Annotated in this window: 16 protein-coding genes; all 16 read left to right on the top strand. The window is 36.6% G+C overall.

The genetic code is table 11. The features are described from left to right. Positions 1–46 precede the first annotated feature (46 nt). Complete coding sequence (locus H3Z82_RS11695; protein WP_182205688.1) at positions 47–1,072, top strand: glycosyltransferase; 1,026 nt, start codon at positions 47–49, stop codon at positions 1,070–1,072. 3 nt (positions 1,073–1,075) lie between these two features. Beyond that, complete coding sequence (locus H3Z82_RS11690) at positions 1,076–2,272, top strand: glycosyltransferase (RefSeq protein ID WP_182205687.1); 1,197 nt, start codon at positions 1,076–1,078, stop codon at positions 2,270–2,272. A 203-nt stretch (positions 2,273–2,475) separates the two neighbouring features. Then, the gene (locus H3Z82_RS11685) at positions 2,476–3,027 is read left to right on the top strand and encodes an acyltransferase (protein WP_182205686.1); all 552 of its coding nucleotides are present in this window, start codon (positions 2,476–2,478) and stop codon (positions 3,025–3,027) included. Positions 3,028–3,149: 122 nt separating this feature from the next. Next, positions 3,150–4,271: a glycosyltransferase family 4 protein gene (locus tag H3Z82_RS11680; RefSeq protein WP_182205685.1), complete on the top strand. Its 1,122-nt coding sequence runs from the start codon at positions 3,150–3,152 to the stop codon at positions 4,269–4,271. 48 nt (positions 4,272–4,319) lie between these two features. Continuing rightward, positions 4,320–5,447, top strand: a complete 1,128-nt coding sequence (locus H3Z82_RS11675; RefSeq protein WP_182205684.1) for a hypothetical protein — start codon at positions 4,320–4,322, stop codon at positions 5,445–5,447. Continuing rightward, positions 5,440–6,444 carry a sugar-transfer associated ATP-grasp domain-containing protein gene (locus H3Z82_RS11670; RefSeq protein WP_182205683.1) on the top strand — a complete coding sequence of 335 codons (1,005 nt, stop codon included), beginning with the start codon at positions 5,440–5,442 and terminating at the stop codon, positions 6,442–6,444. The genes H3Z82_RS11675 and H3Z82_RS11670 overlap by 8 nt, the downstream gene beginning before the upstream one ends. Positions 6,445–6,455: 11 nt before the next feature. Next, a complete protein-coding gene (locus tag H3Z82_RS19535; protein ID WP_220459181.1) occupies positions 6,456–7,520 on the top strand; it encodes an ATP-grasp domain-containing protein in 1,065 nt (354 codons plus the stop codon). 111 nt (positions 7,521–7,631) lie between these two features. Beyond that, entirely contained in the window at positions 7,632–8,357 is a 726-nt protein-coding gene (locus H3Z82_RS11660; RefSeq protein ID WP_182205682.1) for a sugar transferase, read from the top strand. A 96-nt stretch (positions 8,358–8,453) separates the two neighbouring features. Beyond that, on the top strand, positions 8,454–9,116 hold the full coding sequence (locus H3Z82_RS11655) for an ElyC/SanA/YdcF family protein (RefSeq protein ID WP_182205681.1): 663 nt from the start codon (positions 8,454–8,456) through the stop codon (positions 9,114–9,116). A gap of 1,049 nt (positions 9,117–10,165) precedes the next feature. Next, complete coding sequence (locus tag H3Z82_RS11650) at positions 10,166–11,314, top strand: LegC family aminotransferase (RefSeq protein WP_182205680.1); 1,149 nt, start codon at positions 10,166–10,168, stop codon at positions 11,312–11,314. A gap of 356 nt (positions 11,315–11,670) precedes the next feature. Continuing rightward, positions 11,671–12,123 (top strand): IS200/IS605 family transposase, encoded by a 453-nt coding sequence (gene tnpA, locus H3Z82_RS11645; RefSeq protein ID WP_182205679.1) that lies wholly within the window; start codon positions 11,671–11,673, stop codon positions 12,121–12,123. 1,072 nt (positions 12,124–13,195) lie between these two features. Beyond that, positions 13,196–13,612, top strand: a complete 417-nt coding sequence (locus tag H3Z82_RS11640) for an endonuclease domain-containing protein (protein WP_317172453.1) — start codon at positions 13,196–13,198, stop codon at positions 13,610–13,612. 219 nt (positions 13,613–13,831) lie between these two features. Then, positions 13,832–15,043: a polysaccharide biosynthesis protein gene (locus H3Z82_RS11635; protein ID WP_220459180.1), complete on the top strand. Its 1,212-nt coding sequence runs from the start codon at positions 13,832–13,834 to the stop codon at positions 15,041–15,043. A gap of 3 nt (positions 15,044–15,046) precedes the next feature. After that, complete coding sequence (locus H3Z82_RS11630; RefSeq protein ID WP_182205678.1) at positions 15,047–15,718, top strand: sugar transferase; 672 nt, start codon at positions 15,047–15,049, stop codon at positions 15,716–15,718. An 849-nt stretch (positions 15,719–16,567) separates the two neighbouring features. After that, positions 16,568–17,692 carry a glycosyltransferase family 4 protein gene (locus tag H3Z82_RS11625; protein ID WP_182205677.1) on the top strand — a complete coding sequence of 375 codons (1,125 nt, stop codon included), beginning with the start codon at positions 16,568–16,570 and terminating at the stop codon, positions 17,690–17,692. 86 nt (positions 17,693–17,778) lie between these two features. Then, a complete protein-coding gene (locus tag H3Z82_RS11620) occupies positions 17,779–18,540 on the top strand; it encodes a polysaccharide biosynthesis/export family protein (protein WP_182205676.1) in 762 nt (253 codons plus the stop codon). Position 18,541: the final 1 nt, after the last annotated feature.

Below are 18,541 nucleotides of genomic sequence, written 5' to 3'. Positions count from 1 at the left end.
TGCTGGCGGTGCCGAAAACTATGCTTTACGGTTCATAAAGCATAATTTGGGAGATTTTGAGTTTCATGTACTTTCGGTAAATATGGAAAGAGGGGATCTTTATCAAGATTTTAAAGAATTAGATGTAACCATTTTCCATCACACTCTTGGTTATTTTAATCTTAAAAAATTTAGGAGCTTCTATTTACTTTTAAAAAACAATGCTTACGATACAGTTTGTACTTTTAACGGCAACTTTGGTGGGGTACCTTTAACCATAGCTAAAACTGCTGGCGTTGAAAACAGAATCGCTTTTTATCGACGATCTACCAATGCGTTTGGGAATAATAAGTTGAAACGGCTATACAACAATTTTGTTAATAGCTTGGTACGAAAAAATGCCACCTTTATCTTGTCTAATTCGGAAACCGCATTTAAAAATTTTCATGGAGATGTCTATCAATCAGATTCAAGGTATAAAATAATCAAAAATGGGGTAAGTGCTGGTGACTTTAATATACCATTTTCCAATTATGAAGCGAGAAAACGATTTAATTTTCCTAATGATTGTTTTATGATTGGGCATGTGGGACGCTTTGATCCTGCAAAAAATCATGAAACTATTTTCAAGGTCATCCAGTCCTTTAAAGAGAATCATAACAATTTCCGTTTTGTCTTTTGTGGGAAAGATACCAATTCAGTTGCCTTCATAAGTAAATTAGAGGAATATAATATTCAAGATGTAGTTATAGCTTTGGGGTTAAGAAGCGATTTACCCATGCTTTACAGAGCATTAGATGTGTTTTATTTCCCTTCTATAACAGAAGGACAACCTAATGCCTTGATTGAGGCTATGATTAGTGGTTTGCCTGTGGTTACGTCTAATATTAGCCCAATTCTTGAAACATTGCCCGCAGAAAGTGAGTTTTTAGCACTGAGTCCTTTAGACGTAAATGCTTCTTATGAAATATTGAAAGGTTTTTACACAGGTAATATTTATACTGAACTATATAAACATGAAAAATGGGCAAAAGAGAATTTTGATCCCAACAAAAGATTTAAAGAACTCAAATTGATTTTAAACAATTCATAAATTATGGAAGCTATTTTAATACTTACGCATCGATTTCAAAGAGATAGGAATGGCAATGTGTTTACAATTAATCATGTTGAAAGTAATTTAATTTGGGATAGGTATTTAAAAGTTTTTACTCACTTAACAGTATTGGCTAGAATACAAGAAGTAGAAGAAGAGGTTGATGAAAGGTTTTTAATTTCTCAGAAAAATATATCTTTTGTTGCCATCCCCTATTTTGTTGGACCTAAAGAATTCATAAAAAATTATTTCAAAATAAATAAAACTCTTGCAAAATTGATAAGGAGAGATCGAGCCTATATTTGTCGTCTTCCAAATATGTCTGGAAATTTATTAATAAAGCATTTAAGACGTAAAAATATTCCCTACGTTGTTGAATTAGTTGCCGATCCGTGGGATGTATATAGTGCAGGTAGTTTAAAAAAATCAATGAATCCTTTTTTTTTAACATTCAATAAATATAGAAGCCTATTTACATTAAGAAAATCTGTAAGAAATGCTAAGGGCGTTATTTACGTAACAGAGTATATTCTTCAAAAAAGATATCCAGCTCAAAAAAAAGCGATAACTACACATGCCTCCAATGTAGTCTTAAAGAAAAAATCGTTTAGTAATAAACCATTAGAACTTTCCACACCACCGAATGTATTTAAAATTTGTTCAATTGGTTCATTAGAACAGTTATACAAATCTCCAGATATCGTATTAAAGGCGATAAAGAAAATAAGAGATCTTGGAAAAAATGTTCAGCTAACCTGGTTGGGAGGTGGTTTTCATAAAAGCTCTATGATTCAATTATCAAAAGAGCTTGAAATTAGTGAGGCTGTATTTTTTAAAGGGAATGTCAGTCCTGAAGTAGTATTTCAAGAATTAGAAAATTCACATTTATATCTTCAAGCGTCCCGCACGGAAGGTTTGCCGAGAGCTGTGATCGAGGCAATGGCAAAAGGTTTGCCATGCATAGGGACGAGAATTGGTGGAATACCAGAGTTATTAGATGAAGAAGCTTTGATAGATAAAGATAATATAGACCAATTAGTAAATAAAGTTATATACTTCCTGGATAATTTAAATGCTTTAAACAGACAAGCAAAAAAAAATCTTGAGAAAGCAAGAACATATCAATATGAAATTTTGGAAAAACGAAGAGAGGACGTTTATAGATGTTTAATACTAAAGAAATCCGATAAAGAATGATGTTAAATATTTCTGAATTTATCCCAATATAAATGTTCGATTTCAGCAATTCTAAATGATATAACGAGATGCAAATTAAAAATTTTATTTTAAATTTATTTTTTCGTTATAATAAAATTAATTCTGATATTTAAATAATTGCATTAGGATAATCCATAATATATATTAGAAATTTCATAATAACATAAAATAAATCGTTAAAAATGTCTATATTTTTTAGAAATGTTATATCTGTATTATATTCCTTATTGAGGTTTTCAATCTTAAAAATCATACATGGCAAGAGATTTTATTTTGATGGGATACAACGCTTTTCTCCACAAACACAACTTCTTTTTATTAATAAGGGAGAAATTAATTTGGGGCATAAAGTTCGAGCCCATTCTCTTGTTAAATTTCGTTCTATAAATTCTGCTCAATTAATTGTTGATGACAATGTTTCATTTAATTATGGGTGCATAGTTACTGCTCGTCGGTTGATTCATATTCATAAAGGTGTGGAGTTCGGACCTAATGTATTACTCTATGATCATGATCACGATTTTAGAGTAGAGGGTGGATTAAAAGCTAATAAATATAAAGATGGTGAAATTATTATTGGTGAAAATTCTTGGATAGGTGCAGGCACTATAATTTTAAAGAATACTTACATTGGAAAGAATTGTGTCATTGGTGCGGGATGTGTTATTAGTGGTTCATATCCCGATAATTCATTAATTATCCAGAAAAGAGAGACAACCATAAAGGTGATATGATAAGGCGAGATAACGAAGTTAATTGATTTTAATAAAATCACGAGTTTTTCGGTTTCGAAATATTTATTCCATGATTTGATCAATAGTTCAAGTTTTAACAAAATGTGATATTCGTCATTCAAATGAAGATACTTTATATAGCCACGAGTGATATTCATCTAGCTACTTTCCATAAACCATATATTAAATGGTTATCTGAAGAGGGAGTACAAGTAGATATTGCTGTAGAAAACAGGGGGAAATTAATCATTGAAAATATCCATGTAGCCTATTATCTCGATTTTCCGAGATCCTTGTTTAATAAAAAATTATTTCGATCTTATCGGAAGCTCAAAAGAATAATAGATGAAGGGGAGTATGATGTAGTACATTGCCATACTCCCATACCTAGCATGTTAACGAGATTAGCCGCTATAAAAGCGAGAACTAAGGGGACGAAGGTATTATATACTGCTCATGGTTTCCATTTCTATAAAGGTGGTCCTATAAGTCGTTGGTTACTCTATTATCCATCTGAATTTATATTAAGTTATTATACCGACGCCATTATCACAATAAATCAAGAAGATTATAATTATGTAAATAATAAAATGTTGCATAATGCGTCATATTACATCAAAGGGATTGGTGTTAATAGCTCAAGGTTTCGGCCTCTGACTGAATCAGAAAAGAAAAAGAAACGCTTTGAATTGGGAATTTCTCATGATTCATTTGTTTTATTATATGTAGCCGAATTCATTCCTCGCAAAAATCATGAATTTATTATTAGAGCTTTACCGAAACTGATTAAAACCATTCCAAATATTAAGATTGTTTTCGCTGGTAAAGGAATTTCTCTGGAAAGAATGAAGTCATTGGCAAAAACTTTGGGAGTATCGACGTATATTGATTTCTTAGGATTTAGAAATGATGTGCCAGAATTAAGTGGCATAGCTGATATTGGAGTTTCATCCAGTAAACATGAAGGACTTGGGTTGGGACTGGCTGAAGAAATGATGTGCGGGTTACCAATTGTAGCAAGTTATGACCGAGGTCATAAGGAAATGATTATTCACGGAAGAACTGGTTATATGTTTTCTCAAGGAAATACCGATGAATTTATTTCTTATATAAGGTTACTATATACTGATGATAAGTTAAGAAACGAATTAGGAGCAAATGCACTTGAAAAATCTATGGAATTTAGAATTGAAAACTCATTAAAGAGCATGACGAATATTTATAAGATCTATTTGAATGTATGAGCCAAATAAACAAAACAGTAGTCATAGTAGTTTGATTTACTTTTATTCATGAAGCAAACTTTATATAATTATTTAAAAAATTTTTCTGGTTGGCGATCAAATCGGAAATTGGTAATATTTTCAATCGATGATTACGGAAATGTACGGCTGAATTCTAAAGAATCTCTTAATAGAATTGAGGCGGCCAATATTCCTTTGGATTCGCATTTCGATCGTTTTGACACTCTGGAAACACGTGCCGATTTAGAAGACCTGTTTGATGTTTTATCATCGGTAAAAGATAAACACGAAAATCCAGCTATTTTTACACCCTATTCACTTCCTTGTAATATAGATTTTGATTCCATGGCGAATAATAAGTATACAGAATACATTTATGAGTTATTGCCAGAAACTTATGAGAAATTAACCCTGAAAGATACAAATGCATATGCCGGAACTTGGGAATTATGGAAGGATGGCATTAAAAAAGGTCTAATGAAACCACAGTTTCATGGTAGAGAACACTTTAATATGCATATTTTTAAAGATCTTCTTAAAAAAAAGGATAAGGACTTAATTACTGTTTTGAAGCAACATTCACATGTGACAATTCCAGGGCATAAAAGTTATAAAAATGGATGGACTGCCGCTTATTCATTTGATAAACTTGATGAAACTTTCGGATTTTTAGAGAATGTAGCAGATGGAGTAAAAGCCTTTAAGAGGGTTTACGGCTATGCTCCAAATACATTCACCCCTCCAGCACAACAATTTCCATTACATTTAGAAAATGAATTATATAACCTGGGATTTGAGTTTATAGATCGCCCTCGCAGTTTAAAGAGATATTTGGGTGATGGAAAGTACCAAATGGAGAAACATAGATTAGGTGGTGGAACTGTAATGAAAGAATTAGTTAGAAATGTTGTTTTTGAACCAACGACTCCTAGGATCACGAATTGGGTTGATTTTAGCTTTAAACAAATCGAAGCAGCTTTCAAAATGAAAAAACCTGCAAATATTAGTTCTCATCGGGTCAATTTTTGTGGTCATATTGACGAAGAAAACAGAAAAGTAGGTTTAAGTGCCTTAAAACAACTACTAGATAAAATTGTAAATCGCTGGCCTGATGTTGAATTTATAAGTGCTGATCAGTTGGGAGATATAATTTCTAAAGAGAAAATAGATGAATAGAACACTGTATTTAGGATATTATTTTAAGCAAATGAAATGGGATTTGCTCAAAAAGTTTTTAACACATACCTCTCAGTTGACGGGCAGGTCAAAGACGCAATTATTGTTGGCAAGTATTCGAGATGTATATAAATATAATATATCAATTTTGGAGTACTTTCAGTTTGGGTTTTATAATAAAACTGCGGAAGAGAAGCAATTTTGGGCAGGTACTGGAACGGTATATGAATTTCAAAAATTAGCCAATCCTCCGAAGCAACGAGTTATATTAGATGACAAACGGCTTTTTTATAGTAATTATAAAGAATTCTTTAAACATCAGATGTACACATTAGAAGAGTTAGAAAGTGACAAGGGGTTAGTGGATCGAATCTATGCTTCCAATGCACGGATTGTTTTGAAAGAGTCAAGTGGGAAGGCTGGAGGAGGTATTAAAATTTTAGAGACTTCTGAGATAGAGGCATCAAATTTGTTGAGTTTTATGAAGCAGAATCGTTTTGGTGTATTGGAAACTTACGTCAAGCAACATGCTAAAATTCAAGAGTTGTCGCCTTCAGCGGTAAATACGGTTCGTATATTTACACAAATTAGAAATGATGGTACCTATGAAATATTAGGTTGTAGAATGCGTATTTCTGTTGATAGTCCTGTAGATAATATGGCCGCTGGAAATTTAGCGGCTCCTGTTGATGTGAATACTGGGGTAATTACTGGTCCAGGAGTATATTCTGATATAACAAAACTACCTCAAGAAAAACATCCAATAACCGGAATTGACATCTTAGGTTTTCAAATCCCATACTGGGAAGAAATTTTGGAAATGACTGAAAAAGCAGCCTTGAAACATCCTCAAAACAAGTCAATAGGATGGGATATCGTAGTTACGGATGATGGCCCTGGATTTATAGAAGGAAATCACGATTGGTGTAAATTGGTGTGGCAATTGCCTGTAAATAAAGGTTTAAAGCCAATGCTGGAAAATTATAAGAACTTATAGAAAAGAAAGATATGAAAATTTTAATAAGTGGTGTTGGTGGACCTACGCCGAGAAGTATATCACGTAGTATTAAAATCAGTAAGTATGCTCAAGATTCTAAACTCTACGGAACGGAGGTAAATCCGCTAACTTATGGGTTTTATGAATCTGAGCTTTATGAAAAAAACATTTTAGTTCCGCGTTCTAGAGATGAAAGCTATTGGGGTACTTTAGAAGCATTCGTAACGGAGAACGATATTAAGTACGCAATGATACATCCAGAACAAGCTGTATTGGCTTGGTCTCTACTTAAAAAACAGGGTGGCGAATGGCCTTGCAAAACTATACTCCCAGATTATGACTTAGTAAAAGTTTTAATAGACAAAGGCGCTATGACTGAAATTTTAAAAGACACAGGCTTAGTTCCTGTTTCTTACGTTCTTAAACCGAAGGATTTAGATTTTATTGAGCTTGAAAAATCACTGAGTTATCCATTTTGGATTCGCAGTACTTCGGGCTCTAGTGGTTTAGGCTCATTGAAAGTTGAAAATCGGGAGAGTCTGAATAATTGGATGACCATAAACCCTGATGTTTCTGAATTTATTGCAAGCACCTTTTTGCCAGGCAGGAATTTAGCATGCAAACTTCTTTACCATAATGGCGAATTAATACGGTCAGCCTCGGGTGAACGTGTTAATTATATCATGTCAAAGGTGGCACCATCTGGGATTACTGGTAATACCTCATTTGGCCGCTTATTAAATGAACCTAACTTGGTGGATTTAGCTATCAAAGCGATGGACAAGCTTTTCAATGCGACGAACACACCTAAACATGGTTTTTTTACTGCCGATTTCAAAGAAGATGTCAATGGGCGCCCTTACATTACTGAAATTAATGTTAGAATGGTCGCTTTTAATTATAGTTTTGCGAAGGGAGGCGCAAATTTTTCCGAAGATATTTTAGGTTTGCTTAGTGAGGATCCGAGTTTTGATAAAAACTATAAAATGTACGAATTTGAGCCTGGCACCATCTTTCTTAGAGATGTTGATGTTGAACCTATTTTAATGAACGAATCAGATTTAATAAAAAATTAAGCTATTGCTGTTACAACCCTTTGAGGAAAATTGCAAAATAAATATTTGGTGCTTTATTAATGTTATCAAGCTGTAATCCATTTATAATTTCTTTAAAAAGCTTATATTTCAATGAAACGAACAGGTAGCGTTAGTGCATATTCATTCTTGAAGAGAGCATTGGATTTATTATTATCTCTATTCGGATTGTTACTCTTATCTCCCTTGTTTTTGGTAATTATCATCATTCTTAAACTTACTGGAGAAGGTGAGGTTTTTTACCTCCAAAAACGCATGGGTTTCAATAATCAAACTTTTTTCATTTATAAATTTGCGACCATGTTAAAAGACAGTCCAAATATTGGAGGGAAAACGGTTACAGTTAGAAATGATCCGAGAATTACTAAATTTGGCAAACTGCTACGGATGACTAAAATCAATGAATTACCTCAAATTATAAATGTTGTGAAAGGTGATATGGCTTTGGTCGGTCCGCGCCCACTTTTGGTGGCTAGTTTCAAGAAATATTCATTAGAAGTGCAAAATGTCATTTATAAAAATAGACCAGGTATAACGGGCATTGGGTCGCTGATATTTAGAGATGAGGAGCTTTTAGTGAGTACTTATAAGGAACTTGGAAAAGACCCCTTGGTTTATTATAAAACGTACATTTATCCATATAAAGGTGCGCTTGAACAATGGTATTATAACCACTGTTCTCTTCATGTCGATTTTAAAATCCTTTTTCTAACTTTTTGGTCTCTGGTGAGTCCTAATTCAGAGTTGGTCTATAAAACCTTTAAAAATCTACCCTCTAAACCAGAGTCCTTGACCGTAGCAGGTATAAAGAAATTGTAAGTCATGCTTAGTCTTTTAAAAGCGTTACCCAATATTGGTTTATACTTTAGCATTTGGGTGATTTTCGCATATTGGCTGCATAAAAACAAACACAGATTGACGACTTTAATTATTATCATTGGAATTGTGCTGTTCTTATTAAGCGCAACCAATTATGTGCCTAAAAAATTAATTGCGTCTATTGAAAGTGCTTATGACCCTATTGATCTTGACCTCATTGACCGTTCAGAATCTTATTATATACATGTCTTAGGTGCTGGTGCTTCAAGGGATGCACGCTTGCCGGCCTCAATGAATCTAAATCAAGAAACGCTGATTAGACTAATCGAAGGTATCCGGGTTTACAATTACTTGGATCAGGCTATCTTGGTGACTTCAGCCGCTTCAACCAACGAACCTATAAGTCAAGCAGAAATCAGTAAAGACGCCGCGATATCTTTAGGGGTAAATGAGAGAGATATTGAAATGTTGAAAACGCCTATCACCACCTTGGAAGAGGCTTTGGCTTTTAAAACGGAAATTGGAACCAACAAAAATATTATCTTAGTAACAAGTGCCGTACATATGCCAAGAGCGGTAGAGATCTTTAAAGATCAAGGCCTAAAGGTCATTTCCGCTCCAACTGGTTATTTGTATAAAGAAGATGACACAAGTTACAACGGAATTACCTTACCTTCAATCAGTTCTCTTGAATTGATGAATAGCTATCATGTTGCGCAGCTTAAACATGTGTATTATCGGATTTTAAAGAAGAAATAGACAAAGGAATAATGAGGCAAGATTTAGGAACCAAGAGCCGAGACATATGACAGTAGAATTGAGAAAAAGGCATGGTTTAGGAGTCAGGAGTCAGGAGTCAGGAGTCACGAGTCAGGACTCATGAGCCAGGAGTCAGGACGGAAGACTAAAGAAAAAAGTAAAATAGAAAATAGAAGATGGAGGCATGATTCAGGAGCCATGAGTCAAGAGTCAGGAAACAAGAGCCATGACAAAAGAAAAAGAACAGAGATATAAGATAATAGAAAAGAAGGAAGAATCAAGCCTGCCCATCCGCAGCGAAGCGAAGGCGGGGAACAAGACAAAATAAAATAGAATCAGAAGTCAAGAGACATGATGCAGGACAAAAAGAACTATAGACTGCTTGTCAACATTGGTTCTTACGTATTTTGATCGGCAATTAGACATCAGATTAAATAAAAAATATTCTCTCTTTTAGAAACGAGAAACGAGAAACGAGAAACGAGAAACGAGAAACGAGAAACAAGAAACAAAAACCAGCCTGTCATAGCAAAGTGAAGGCGGGAAACAAGATAGAGTATCAAATATCAAGAATTATGTATGAAGAATCTGCTCGTATCTACGGATTCGTTCGGACATGCCTAAAGGTAAGAACTAATTATTAATAGTCACCGACAACTGATAACTATCCGAAGGAAACCTTGGATTTAGAAACTGCCGATGCTAACTTAATTCGATGCAAATCAAATCAAAGCTCATCAATCACCAATAAATTTTATCATCATTCTCATAAAATCCCAGAGGGATGGCACCTTTGTAAAACATAACCAGTAGAAATCGAGCTCTGTAGGGGCGATATCACGTAAATCAATTACAAAGTAAAGTATTAAAAGTTTTCTGAATTTTTATCTTATACTAATTAAGAACTTCGGCGTGCGTCCGAGTGGCAAGGGCGCGCAAGCCCATACGGTTGTAAGATCCACTGGTGGGAAGAATCTTAAATTATAATGTCATGTTTAAAATAGAAACCATTAACCCTACATTCTGTAAAATTTAATAAAACACAATCAATGATACCATTATCCATTCCGAAAATTGAGGGCAACGAGTCCAAGTACGTTTTAGATTGTTTAAATACTGGTTGGATTTCTTCCGCAGGGAGTTATGTCAACCAATTTGAAGAAATGGTTGCCAATTATGCAGGCGCCAAATATGGCGTGGCCTGTATGAACGGTACCGCCGGACTTCATATTGCCCAAGTGCTATTGGGTGTGACCGAGAATGATCATGTCATTGCCCCGAACATCACGTTTATTGCGACACTTAACGCCATTAAATATACTGGCGCCACACCGATTTTGATTGATGTGAATGCTGACGATTGGCAAATGGATTTGGAATTGCTGGTCAACTACCTTAACGATCAAACGGAATTAAGAACCACAGCGGCAGGGACTTTCAGTTATGATACGACCACCAACAAACGTGTGCGCGCCATTATGCCCGTTCATGTGTTAGGGAATATGGGGGATATGGACAGTCTGGTGGCCATTGCTAAAACCTACCATTTGGATATCATTGAGGACGCTGCAGAAGCGCTAGGAAGTACTTTTGAAAACAAGCACGCTGGAACCTTTGGCAAAATTGGTGTGTTCAGTTTCAATGGCAACAAAATTATCTCCACCGGCGGCGGTGGCGTGATTGTTACCGATGACGAAGCCTTGGCCAAAAGAGCAAGACATCTCACTACCCAAGCAAAAATCAGTGCTATGGATTATATCCACGACGCCATTGGCTATAATTACCGCTTGGTGAATGTGCTTGCGGCGATTGGTGTTGCACAAATGGAAACCTTTCCAGAGGCACTTAAAGCTAAAAAAGCCATGGATGCTTTTTACAGAAGCGAATTGGAAGGGGTGGGCGATATCAAATTCCAGGAAATCCCAGAAGGTACCAATCCCAATTGTTGGTTGTTTACCTTCTCGACCTCACGGATGCGCGAGTTGTTAGAGTATTTAAATGCTAACGGCGTGCAGTCGCGTCCGTTTTGGATGCCCATGAATCAATTGGAGATGTTTAAAGATGATAGGTATATCACCAAAAATGACGTCTCCGCATCGGTTTATCAAAATAGTATCAGTATTCCGAGTTCAGCGGGGATTACGCAGGAGCAATTGGAGACGGTGGTGAGGATTATTCGAGAGCTTTACGAGATGTAGTGCTTGAACTCATGTTGTCTAAAATAGTCCCGAAGGGACGATACACATTAGCATAGAACGCAAGTTCTATGCTAATGATATAAAATGCGTTCAAACAAGTCCTGAAGGGACCATACAAAGTATTAAGCTATTGTTTTATAGTAAAATATGTAATATTATCTATAGGTTTATAACTTATACCAAGTTAACAATGCAATGTCGCATTCAAGCTTGTTCATTTTCCGTTCTATTTCCTTGTTCATAATTTCCATAGCTAAGGCTATGCAAATTAATCACAGCGTCATAGAACAAAAAAGCAACATCGCTTTCTGTACGACATTACAAAATCAAATTGGTATTAATTATAAAGCATAATCATGGGACAATCCTTAGTGAAAAACTACATCCATATTGTTTTTAGTACAAAAGGTCGACAACCATTGATTCAACCACCGTATGAAGATAAGCTTCATGCGTATATAAGTGGCATATGTAATGCACTGGAATCTCCAGCTTTGATAGTAGGTGGGTATACAGATCACATTCATGTCTTATGTATGCTTTCTAAAAAGATAGCTTTAATGACCTTGGTTCAAAAGATTAAAGCAAACTCGTCGAAGTGGATCAAATATGAAGATGAAAGGTTAAAACAATTTTCTTGGCAAAATGGATATGGGGCGTTTTCGGTGAATCCAAGTGAAACAGATGTTTTGATCAACTATATAAGGAAACAACATGAGCATCATGAAAAAATGACTTTTAAGGAAGAATATCTTGGTTTTTTATCGATGTATAAACAGGAGTATGACGAGAGATACGTATGGGATTAGCTTGCGTTTGTTTTAACTAAGCTATTTAACTAAGCTCGTTGTACTTAAGGTGTCGTCCCTCCAGGACTTTTATATCCACGGGGTGTTTACATCATCAAGGACTTACGTCCTATGTTTTCAAATGTCGTCCCGTTGGGACTTGTTTGAATTTTAACCATCGAATTGCGTCCTATGTTGTTGCTTATCGTCCCGTTGAAACTTGGCCGAATAAATTACTATTTTATGGCTTTAAACCTTAAATTTTAAATCATAGACTTTAATTATTAATAATCTTGTAATTAGAATCTGAAGTTTTCTTAATCTGGAACTTTAACCTTGAACTTTGGATTTGATACAGTAAAATGTGAATAAATGAACATCATAGACATATTGGAGACGGTGGTGACGGTGATAAAGGGGTTTTATCATAATTAGTATTAAGTACTAAGTATTAAGAATTAAGACGAAAGAGAATAGAGAATAGAAAATTGCATAAGGAGGCAGGAGGCAGGAGCCAGGAGCCAGGAGTCAAGAGTCAAGAGTCAAGAGGCGTTAAAAAAAGTATCAAGTATTAAGTATCAAGTATTAAGAGAGAATAGAATCAGAAGCCAAGCTTGCACGTTCGCAGTGAAGCGAAGGTGGGAATCAGGACTAAAGAATAGAGATAAAATAGGATAGAATCAGGAGGCAGGAGTCAAGAGCCAAGAGTCAAGTGCGAAGACAAAAGAATAAAGATAAAAGAGAATAGAAATAGGAGTAAAGAATCAAAATAAGACATCAAAAAATCTTTTCTTTCACTCACTTTTTCATCTCTCACCTCTCACCTCTCACCACTCACCACTATTCCCTAATCCCTAATCCCTCCCTATAACAGGGGAAATTGTCGACCAAATTCTGCGTCACCCCTTTAGGGGCAGGGGGTAAGCAAGAATTGACCTCCCCCTGGCCACTCCTAAAGGAGGGGGGCTTGTCGGCCGAATTTTCGATCACCCCTTTAGAGGCAGGGGGTAGAGCCCTAACCGATTTTGGGTCCCCCTTTAGGGGCGGGGGGTATAGCGCAAGCAAGCTAACCTAATTTTAATTATGTAGTTTAGTGGATAACAATAATTTTTATCATGATGAAAGTATGTTCAAAGGAGCACCAAAAAGTACTTTCCTTAAAGCAAGGCTTTTACGTAATAAGATGACTTCCGCAGAAAAGATATTATGGAGTTATTTAAAAAATAAAAAATTAGAAGGCTATAAATTTAGACGTCAACATCCCATTCATCTTTTTATTGTCGATTTTTATTGCCATGAATTAGGATTGATTATTGAAGTTGATGGCCCATACCATGCAACTAAAGAGCAGAAACAGCAAGATGAAAAACGAACAGAATTATTGAATTATCAAGGCTTAACGGTGATACGTTTTACAAATGAAGAGGTGCACACAGAAATAGATATGGTAGTAACAAAAATTAAAGACGTAATAAAAACGATCAATATTTCAATAAGAAAGGGAATTTGACCTCCCCCTGGCCCTCCAAAAATAGGGGCGTTTGTCAGCTAAATTTTTCGTCACCCCTTTAGGGGGCCGGGGTAAGCAAGAATTGACCTCCCCCTGGCCCCTCCTAAAGGAGGGGGGCTTGTCGGCCGAATTTTTCGTCACCCCTTTAGAGGCAGGTGACCAAACCCAAATAACACATATCTTCAAAACTCACAAAAACAGAAAATAAAACACAAACAAATGAACATCATAGACATCCCAAATTTTATAAACACATACATCACAAAAAGAGACACGAGTCTTTTTGAAAAGGATATCCAGGCCAATGCTGCTATTCTTAGCGAAAAAATAAAAGGCAAATCGGTTTTGGTGATTGGTGGCGCCGGAACCATCGGATCATCCTATATCAAAGCTATTTTGAAGTTTGAGCCAGGAAAGCTTTATGTGGTGGATACCAATGAGAATGGATTAACGGAATTGACCCGCACCTTACGATCGGACGCCAATACCTTTGTTCCGGAAGACTATAAAACCTATCCGATGAGTTTTGGAGATCCGGTTTTTGAAAAACTTTTCTTGGCGGAAGGGCCCTTTGATATTGTAGCCAATTTTGCGGCGCATAAGCACGTGCGGAGTGAAAAGGATAAGTATTCAATTGAGGCGATGATTGATAATAATGTCTTTAAGGCTAAAGCCTTTTTAGATTTATTAATGGACCATAAGCCTGAGCATTTCTTTTGCGTATCTACGGACAAGGCGGCGAATCCGGTGAATGTTATGGGTGCGAGTAAAAAACTCATGGAGGAAGTGATTATGGCCTATAGCAACGACTTGCAGATCACGACAGCGCGTTTTGCCAATGTGGCTTTTTCCAATGGATCCTTATTGGCAGGGTATATTGAGCGTTTATTTCAAAATCAACCCATCTCTTGCCCAGCAGATGTAAAACGCTTTTTTGTGTCGCCGGAAGAGAGTGGCCAAATTTGTATGTTGGCCTGTATGCTTGGGAAATCGGGTGACATCTTTTTTCCGAAATTGGCCGAAGAACAGATGGCGTTTTTCAAGGACATTACCATCGACTTTTTCAAGGCGTCCCAAAGACCTATTCTGGAATGCCAGTCGGATGAGGAAGCAAAGCAAAAAGCATTGACCACTAAAGAGGGAGATCCGTATCCTGTTTACTTTTTCGATACGGATACGTCTGGTGAAAAGTTATACGAGGAGTTTTTTACAGATACCGATGTGGTTGATCAAGATACTTATGAGAGCTTAGGCGTTATAAAAAATGCCAGAAAACTGTCGCAGGCGGAAATCAGCCGAACCATTTTAGACTTAAAAAACCTTATGGATTCAGGTAGTTACGACAAAACGGCCATTGTGGATTTATTAAAGGAACAGCTTCCGGATTTTGAGCATATTGAAACCGGAAAGAGTTTGGATCAAAAAATGTAGTTTATGTATAGAGCATTTAAAAGAGGCTGTGATATTGTGGTCTCGGGAATTGCCTTAGTCATTTTAGCGCCATTGTTAATCCCTATTATGATTGGCCTTAAACTGACGGGCGAGGGTTATATCTGGTATAAGCAGGAGCGGGTGGGCTATAAGAACCGACCTTTTCTGATTTGGAAGTTTGCTACCATGTTAAAAGACAGTCCCAATATGGCGGGTGGGGTGCTGACCACTAAAAAAGATCCGCGCATAACCCCTATGGGCGGGTTTTTAAGAAAAAGTAAGATCAACGAACTGCCTCAATTGATCAATATATTTAAAGGCGATATGAGTATTGTAGGGCCGCGTCCGTTGATGCGGGTCAGTTTTGAAACCTATCCTAAGGCGGTGCAAGAGGTGATCTATAATGTCAAGCCTGGGCTGACCGGCATAGGCTCTATTATTTTCAGGGATGAGGAAGAATTGATTACACAAGTGAAAAATAGAGGTGAGGACACTTGGGCGTTTTATAAGAACCAGATTTACCCTTTTAAAGGAGAGGTTGAACAATGGTACCAAGCCCATGAATCTTTTTTGACTGATGTGAAAGTCATTCTTGTTACAGCTTGGGTTATTTTAAATCCAGAAAATGAGATTGTTTATAAATGGTTTAAGGATTTGCCGAGGCGGCCGTTTTAGTGCTAAGTATTAAGTACAAAGTATTAAGTATTAAGTATTAAGACGAAATACAAAAGGCAAAGGAATCAGGAGCCAGGAGACAGGAGGCATGATGTTTTTGAAACGCACACAATAATTAGCAAGACGGTGTCGGGTGTGAAGTGCAGAGTACTAAGTATTAAGTATTAAGTATTAAGAATTAAGACGAAAGACAAATGAGCCAGGAGGCAGGAAGCATGATGTTTGTGGAATGCACACAATTATTAGCGAGGCGGTGTTGGGTGTGAAGTGCAAAGTATTAAGTACAAAGTATTAAGAATTAAGACAAAAGAGAATAGAAAATAGAGGCAGGAGGCAGGACCCAAGAGGCGGCGAAATAAGTAAAAAGAGATAAAAAGACACAGAATTTTTTATCTCACCATTCACCACTCACCACTATTCCTTAACCCCTCCCTATAACAGGGGAAATTGTCGGCCAAATTCTGCGTCACCCCTTTAGGGGACGGGGGTACAGCCGAAATTATAGAAGTTGTCCAGTATAACGCCATTTGGCATAATAAACGGGCTTCGTTCCGAAGCGCCGGAAGCGCTCAGCCTAACAGTGTGCTTGGACTGCGTTCAGCTTGACCTGGCAGTACAGCGTTTGATACTCAAAAAAGTGATTTTTGAAGGATATTTAAAGAAAGTGAAATAATTTTAGGATTTGCGTTAATATGAGCTTGTAAGAAGCACTACTTTTGAAAATATCATCAATAGTCGTGGTAGAAATTTGAGTTTAGATTCTAAAACATTGTGACATATTACACTTTAAATGTATCTTTGCCAAAGTTCCCCTTTATATTATCTATTGATTCTTAAACCTATACAGTCATGATTCAAGATTTACTTGCTTATTTTGATCCCTTAGATTATCTAGGGATTTGGTTATTGTGGGCATTTATCTTGGCTTTTATTGTCTCTTGGTTGACTTTCCCTACTATTATAAGAGTGGCGCAAGTAAAGCAATTGATGGACGAACCTGGTTCAAGAAGTTCGCATTCTACCAAAACGCCAACTTTAGGTGGGATTGCAATTTTTTTCAGCTTGGCGGTGGTCATCACCACAATTGGTGGGGTGTTGGATACCAAAATATTGATGTTGCTTTTAGGCGGTCTGACCGTGCTTTTCTTTTTAGGTCTTAAAGACGATTTGCTGGTTTTAGCACCGAGAACAAAGTTCTTGGCCCAATTATTAGTGGCAGGGGTGCTGATTATTTTTACGGACACCCGTATTGTTGGCTTTTTTGGGATTTTCGGCATCACTACCTTACCTTATGTGGTGTCCGTGCTCTTTACCCTATTTGTATATATATTGATCATTAATGCCTATAACCTGATTGATGGGGTGGATGGCTTGGCGGGGAGTTTGGCGCTTTTTGCTTGTGCGGCCTTGGCTTTTCTATTTTGGAAAACCCAGGATGTCAGTATGACCACCATTGCGGTGGCTACTATCGGTTCCTTGGTGCCGTTTTTACGATTTAATTTTTCGAAAAAACGAAAGATATTTATGGGTGATACCGGCTCGATGATTGTTGGATTTCTGATTGCTTTTTTTGTGGTACGCTTTCTTAGTGAAGCACAAATGTTCCCAACCTCGCTTTATTACACCTCGGCCCCCATTTTAGCATTGGCTATTGTGTTCTTTCCGCTTTTGGATACCTTACGTATTTTCTTTATTCGTGCCGTTATTCATAAGAAAAGTCCGTTTAAGGCGGATAGAAACCATTTGCACCACGGCTTTATTAATTTAGGCTATTCGCATAAACAAACCACCTTGTGCATTGTGATTATCAATACCGTATTGTTTATTTTGGCACTTTTGTTTAAGGACTTTGAGATCCATTTGCAATTATGTTTATTGCTTGCTATTGGTACGGTCCTGTATTCGGTGGCATTTATTTACCATTGGCTCTTGAAAAATAAATCACAATCTAAAATTGTTGAACAGTCCCGTTAATTTCGTACTATTTTTAAATAAAACGCCTTACTTTTGCACACAATTTGTGTCATGGCTTATCGTTTAAACATTTCAAGATCATTTTAATGAAACACCTCTTATTGTTTTTATCCGCACTCTTTCTTCTGAGTTCCTGTGCCTCTAAAAAAGAAATCCTTTATTTACAGGATATTGAAACCAAAGGGAGTAGGGAAATTCCTTATCAAACCCCGAATATTCAGCCTAATGATATCCTAAAGATCACGGTAGAGAGTCTGTCACCTGAAGCCGCATTACCATATAATAAGATGGCCTCAAAAGCACAGCCCACAAGTAATTTGGAAATCATGCAACTTGATGGATACGTGGTGTCACTAAACAATACTATTGGCTTTCCTGTTTTAGGAACCATATCTACTAAAAATAAAACAACAGAAGAGCTTGAAGAGTTTATAAAAAATAAATTGACTTCGGAAGGACATCTTTTGGATGCTCGGGTAAACGTACGCTTGATTAACGCTAAAGTCACTATTCTTGGTGAAGTCAATAAGCCAGGGACCTTTAATTACACCGATCAAAATATGACGCTTTTACAAGCGCTTGGGATTGCAGGAGATTTAACCATTAATGGGGAACGCAAGGATATCTTGATGACGAGAGAGGTGGATGGCATCCGAAAAGTGACCCATATTGATTTAACCTCGGCGGAATTCATGAATAGTGAATTCTATTTTATTAAACCCAACGACTTGATTGTGGTGAATCCTAATGATCCGAAAGTTAAATCGTCAGGATTTGTTGGTAATGTAGGTACCGTGGCCACTGTCATCTCTCTTGTCTTAAGTATAACCATCTTATTAACGCGATAAT

Source organism: Gelidibacter maritimus, from assembly GCF_014062315.1.
In the GTDB taxonomy this organism is placed as follows: Bacteria; Bacteroidota; Bacteroidia; order Flavobacteriales; family Flavobacteriaceae; genus Gelidibacter; species Gelidibacter maritimus.
This window is presented reverse-complemented; position numbering and strand designations above follow the sequence as displayed.